Origin of the sequence: Aquabacterium sp. (assembly GCF_050725395.1) — a bacterium.
Classification (GTDB): Bacteria; Pseudomonadota; Gammaproteobacteria; order Burkholderiales; family Burkholderiaceae_C; genus Aquabacterium.
This window is the reverse complement of record NZ_JBOHHL010000074.1, coordinates 1-6,310: the sequence shown is the minus strand read 5'-3', so window position 1 is coordinate 6,310 and position 6,310 is coordinate 1. Positions and strand designations below refer to the sequence as shown.

The 6,310-nt window shown below is 65.9% G+C and carries 1 protein-coding gene; it reads right to left on the bottom strand.

Annotated features, from left to right (window positions below):
* Positions 1–6,310, bottom strand: a 6,310-nt coding sequence (locus ACREB4_RS20985; RefSeq protein ID WP_431590186.1) for an amino acid adenylation domain-containing protein, incomplete at both ends; no start/stop codon positions are given.

Sequence of the window (6,310 nt, the reverse complement as noted above, 5' to 3'; positions counted from 1 at the left end):
GCGGCTGTCGAGCACCCGCAGCCCCAGGTCCGGGATGGCGATGCCCACGGGGCTGCGCTGCCCGGCCTGCAGATCGGCCCAGGTGATGGGCCGGTAGCTCACGTGCACGGTGGTCTCGGTGATGCCGTACATGTTGACCAGCTGTGGCCGCTGGTCGCCAAAGCGATCCAGCCAGGGCTTCAGGCTCTGAGGCTCCAGCGCTTCGCCGCCGAAGATCACCAGGCGCAGGGCCAGCCCTGGCTCGTCGCCCTGCCCTGCGGCCAGGCTTGGGGCGTGCATCAGTTGCTGGAAGGCCGAGGGCGTCTGGTTGAGCACGGTGACCTGCTGCGAGCGCAGCAAGGCCAGGAAGTCATCGGGAGAGCGGCTCACCCAGAAAGGCACGATCACCAGCTGGCCGCCGGTGCACAGGGCCCCGAAGATCTCCCACACCGAGAAGTCGAAGGCGTAGGAGTGGAACATCGTCCACACATCGTCCGGGCCGAAGCCGAACCAGGGTTCGGTGGCCCCCAGCAGGCGGCTGACGTGGCGGTGGCACAGTTGCGCGCCCTTGGGCCGGCCGGTCGAGCCGGAGGTGTAGATCACGTAGGCCAGGTGATCGGGGTGGACCGGCACGGCGGGCGAGTGGGTGGCTTCATCGCTCAGGTCCAGAGTGTCCAGCTCCAGGGCCTCGATCACGCCATCGCCGGACAGCACCCGCGCCTTCAATGGGCAGGTGGTCAGCAGCAGTTCGATGCCGCTGTCGGCCAGCATGTAGGCCAGGCGCTCGGCTGGGTAATCGGGGTCCAGCGGGACATAGGCCCCGCCGGCCTTGAGGATGGCCAGGATCGCCACGATCATCGTGGTCGAGCGCTCCAGCGCCACGCCGACTCGGGACTCGGGGCGCACGCCCAGCTTGACCAGGCGGTGGGCCAGGCGGTTGGCCTGTTCATCGAGTTGCGCGTAGCTCAGCGAATCGCCGTCGTGCACCACCGCCTTCGCTTGCGGCTGCAGCCGCGCTTGCCGTTCGATCACAACGTGGATCGGGTCGGTGCCCGCCTGGCCCAGGCGTGCCTCGCTCCATTGATGCAGTTCACGCAGCTCATCGTGGGGCAGCATCTGGAACTGGCTCACGGGGGCCTGCGGGTCCTTGATCAAGGTGTCCACGACCCATTGGGTGGCGGCGTGGACATAGGCGCCCACCCGGTCCGCGCCGATGGCGTCGTCGACACGCAGCACCAAGTCGAAGGCCTCGCCGAAATCGTCCACGGACAAGGTGAAGGGGTAATTGGTGCGCTCTTCGCCACCAATCACCTCCATGCCTGTCCAGGCCGGCAGGTTCTCTGGGACGCTTTCGTTGGGCGTGCTGTGTCGGTAGTTCAACAGGGCCGAGAACAAGGGCGTGCCCTTGCTGAGCCCGCTGCACCCGTTGGCCAGCGTCAGGCTGGCGTGTTCATGGTCCAGCAGTTCGGTGAGCGTGTCGTGCGTTTGCCTGAGGCATTGATCCACCTGCCGATCACCCAACTGGATGCGGATGGGCAAGGTGTTGATGAACATGCCAACAGCACGCTCCACACCCGACCCACCCTGCATGCGGCCAAACAGGAGGGTGCCGAAGACCACGTCTTCCCTGGACGCGGTCCTGGCCAGCACCAGGCCCCAGGCCAGGTGAAAGATGGACGCGGGCGTGACACCTGTCTGGCGTGCGGCTTGGCGCAGGCGACTGGCCAATGAAGGGGCCAGCGGCAACACGAGCTCCGTCGTGCCGGAGCCATCGCCTTGCACATCCAGCAGGTCGAAGGGGGCCGTGGGCTCCTCCACATCGCCCAGCATGCGGCGGAAGTACGCCTCGTGCTCGGCCACGGGCATGCCCAGACGCGCCTGTGCCACGAAATCACGGAAAGGCACCGGGGCGGGCAGCATGGCCTCGCGCCCTTCCTGGATGAGGGCGACCTCGTCGCGCAGTTGCTCCAGCGTGGTGTGGTCCAGCACCAGGTGGTGGCTGGGCAGTTGAAGCAACCACCGGTCATGCGCTGGATCGTGGGCCGCGATGGCCCGGATCATGGGGGCCTGGCGAACATCGATCCGATACCGTGCCAAGCCCAGGCAGGCGTCAAGCCGTTCGGCCACAGTCTGGCCAGCGCTGGCGTCTTCTTCGGCCAGCCACTCCAAAGTCACCGCCGCGTGGCGGTGGACCACCTGCACGGGCTCGGGCACGCCAGACCACAAGACCGAGGTGCGCAGCAGGTCGTGCCGCGCGATCACCTGGTTGAGCGTGGCCACGAAGCCCTCCATGCGCGCGCGGCTGTCAAACGCGATCAGGTAAGGCAGCACGTACGGGTCTGCGTCCGCCTTGAGCAGGTGGTGGAACAGGATGCCTTCCTGCAACGGTGCCAGCGGGTAAATGTCCTGGATGTTGGCGGCGCCACCAGGCACCGCCGCCTCGATGGCCCGCAGGTGTTCGTCGTCCAGGGTCATCAAAGTGACCATGTCCGCCTTGACCGAGGCACACTCCGGCGGAATGCCGTTGGGTGGCACGATCACTTCCAGGCGGCGGCGTCCCAGCCCTTGTGCCAGCGCTTGGGCGAAATCGCCCAGGCTGGGATGCTGGAACAGCGTTCGCACGTCCATGGACCAACCGTGGTGACGAACCCGTTCCATCAATTGGATGGCCATGAGCGAATGCCCGCCCAGTTCGAAGAAATTGTCCAGGCGGCCCACCCGGTCGATGCGCAGGATGTCGGACCAGATGCCGGCGATGGCTTCTTCGACCTCACCGCGTGGCGCCTCGTAAGTGCCACGCGACTGGGCCGCGTCGGGGGCTGGCAGGGCCTTGCGGTCAAGTTTCCCATTGGCGTTCAAAGGCAACTTTTCCAGGAGTAGCCAGAAGGTCGGCACCATGTACTCTGGCAGGCGAAGCTTCAGGTGAGCGCGAAGCGACTCGCGCCACGATGGCCACGACGCCTCGTCAACGGTCTCGGCCGGGACCACGTGGGCCACCAGCCACCGCTCACCGCGCTCGTCCTGGTGGACGGACACGGCGGCTTCCCGCACCAATTCGGATTCGGCCAACTGGGCTTCGATCTCACCCAGCTCGATGCGCTGGCCACGGATCTTGACCTGCTGGTCAACCCGCCCCAGGCACTCCAGGACACCATCCGGGCGGTAGCGCGCCAGGTCGCCAGTGCGGTAGAGCCGCTCACCTGAACCCGAGAATGGATTGGCGACGAAGCGCTCGGCGCTCAAGCCGGGCCGGCTCAGATAGCCGCGCCCCACGCCCACGCCCGCCACGTACAACTCGCCGCTCACGCCATGGGGCACCATCGCCAACTGGCCATCGAGGACGAGCAGCTTGGTGTTGTCGGTGGGCCGTCCGATGGGTAGCACGGACGACGACTCGTCATCGTCCTGACGCAGCACATGCAAGGCGACGTCGTCGGCGCATTCAGCCGGGCCATAGGCGTTCACCAAGGGCACCGACGGATAGCGCGAGAACCATTGGCGCGCCAATTCGGAGGTCGACGCTTCACCCGTGGGCAGCAGCCAGCGCAAGGATGGCAGCGCGACAGGTGGCCCGGCCAGCATGGCCTGGATCATCGACGGCACGCTTTGCAGCACCGTGATGCCTTGATCGCTGACGCAGGCCAGCAAGGCGCCCGGGTCCCGGGCAACTTCATCGGGCACGATCTCGATGCAGGCACCGCACAGCAACCCGGCCAGCAGTTGCCAGACGGAAATGTCGAAGCTCTGGGATGCGGTTTGAGCGATGACATCGTCCAAGCCGAGGCCCAAGTAAGGAACCTTGCTCAGTTGGTTGTTGAGCATGCCCGCCTGGCTGACCACCACCCCCTTGGGCTCACCTGTGGAACCCGAGGTGTAGATGACGTAGGCCGCCTGATCGGGGCGCGTCTTCAACACCTTTGCCTCGTCGTGCGGTGTTTCTTCGGCGCTGGCAAGCAGGGTCTCGTGGAGCAGCAAAGCGGGCGGCTCGGCCATCGATGCCAGCACCGATTCCAGCTGGGCAGCATGCTCTGTCGTGGTCACCACGACAGGCGCGCGGCTGGATGCCAGGACGGCCGCGGTTCTTTGTGGCGGATGCTTGCGGTCCAGCGCCAGGTAGGCGGCACCGGCCTGGAAACTGCCCAGGACCAGGGACAGCAGCGGCAAGCCTCGATCGACATAGAGCGCCACCACAGCATCTTGACCGATGCCATGATCGCGCAGCGACCGGCCAATCATGCTGGACGCCTGGTCAAGCTCGGCATACGTGAGGGATTGGCCCCGACAGCGCGCGGCCGTTCGGGTCGGGTGCGAACGCACTTGATCCCGGAACAGCCCGATGTAGCCGTGCTCGAAGGGGTAGGCCCGGTCGGCGCCAGTGCATTGCGCCAGCAAGGCGTCTTGGTGAGAGGCCGGCAGCACCGACAGTTCGTGGAAGGCCACGTCGGGCCGCGCGGTCATCTGCACCAGCACCTGGCACAGGCTTGCCAGCAGTCGCTCGACGTCGCGGCTGGCGAACAGCCTGGCGTCGTAGGACAGTTCGATTTCCAGCTGCTGGCGTGGCACCACCACCACCGTCATCGGGTAGTTGGTGTGGGTCCGGTTGCTCTCGAATGCCACGCCCAGGTCGCCCGCCTTGGCGGCCACCTGGGCATCCACGGGGGCGTTCTCGAACACGAAGATGCTGTCGAAGATGTCGCGGTGACGCGGCAAGTCGCTCATGGCCTGGATCTCGACCAGGGGCAAATGCTCGTGCTGGCGCAAGGACAGGTTCTTGGCCAGCAGGCCTCGCAGCCAGCCGACCACCAGGGTGTCTGGCGCAGGCAGCTGGACGCGCAGGGGGATCGTGTTGATGAACAAGCCCACCGTGTCCTGGATGCCCGACAACTCCAAGGGCCGCCCCGCGACCGTGACGCCGAACAACACCTCGTCGGCTTGCGCCAAGCGGGCCAGCAATGCGGCCCAAGCCCCTTGAACGATGGTGTTGACGGTCAACTGGTGATGGTGGGCGAACAGCTGGAGCGCCTCGGATTGCGCGGCCGTCAGTGAAGCGATGGCGTTGGACACCGCCGCCACGCCATCGCGGCTGGCTTGGTGGCGCTGGTACGGGATGGGCGTCACCGCCGTGAAGCCCGCCAGCTCCTGCTTCCAATGGCGGCGGGACAGCTCGTCGTCTTGTTCCTGGAGCCAGGCGATGAAATCCCGGAAAGGCCGGGGCCGCACCGGCTCCTGCGCACCATCGCCCGAGGCGTCGTAGTGGTGGAAGAAGACCTGGAGCAAGAGCGAGCGGCACCAGGCGTCCATCAGGATGTGGTGGAAGCTCTGCACGGCGTGGAACAAGTTCGTCCTGACCCGGATGAGCCGGATCTTGGTCAGCGGAGGCTGGGCCATGTCGAAGCCGCGCGTCAGCTCGTCTTTGAGCAATTGGGCGATCCGGTGCTCCACCTCATCCTCATCCATGCCCAGCCAGTCGATGTACTCGACGGCGGATGGGACCTGGCGGTGCACGAGTTGCAGCGGGGTGCCATCGGTCTGCCAGATGAAGCCTGTGCGCAGGATGTCGTGGTGATCGACCACGCGGTCCCAGGCCTGGGTGAAACGCTCGACATCGATTTCCGAGTCGAAGCGGTAGCGGTCCTGCATCAGGTACATGCCCGAGCCGGGATTGGCCAGGGTGTGCAGCAGCAAGCCCTGCTGCATGGGCGCCAGTGGGTAAAGGTCCTCCACATTGGAGGGCGGGACGGGCAGCTTGTCGAGTTGGGCTTGCGTCACGCTGGCCAGCGGGAAATCCGAGGGGGTCAGGCCTTGCGCCCCCGTCGTGCAATGCTCAATCAGCGCCGCGAGTTCCTGCTCGAATCGGTTTGCCCAGGACTGGACCGTGGTCCGTTCATGGCGGGCCGCACTGTAGCTGATCTCCAGTTTGAGCTGGCCTTCGTAGACCTGGCCGTTGACCGAGAAATCATGCGTTTGGCAAACCTCCGCCGACATGGTGGCACCTGCCCGCTCCAAAGCTGGACGCCACATTGCGTCCGCGTCGAAACTGGCGTCGAACTGGCCCAGGTAATTGAAGAGCACGTGCGCTTTCGGCAAGGCATGGAGCGTCGTGCGGGTCATGGGGGCACCGAAGCGCATGAGCACCCCATGGCCCAAGCCTTTGCCAGGGAGCTGCCTCAGGCTTTCCTTGACGCGCTTGAGGGCTTCGCCAGGTGCGCCACGCGCATCCAGCGCGACCGGGAACAGGCTGGTGAACCAGCCCACCGTGCGCGACAGGTCGATGTCGTCGAACAGGTCTTCGCGGCCGTGGCCTTCCAGGTCGATCAGGATTTGATCGTGG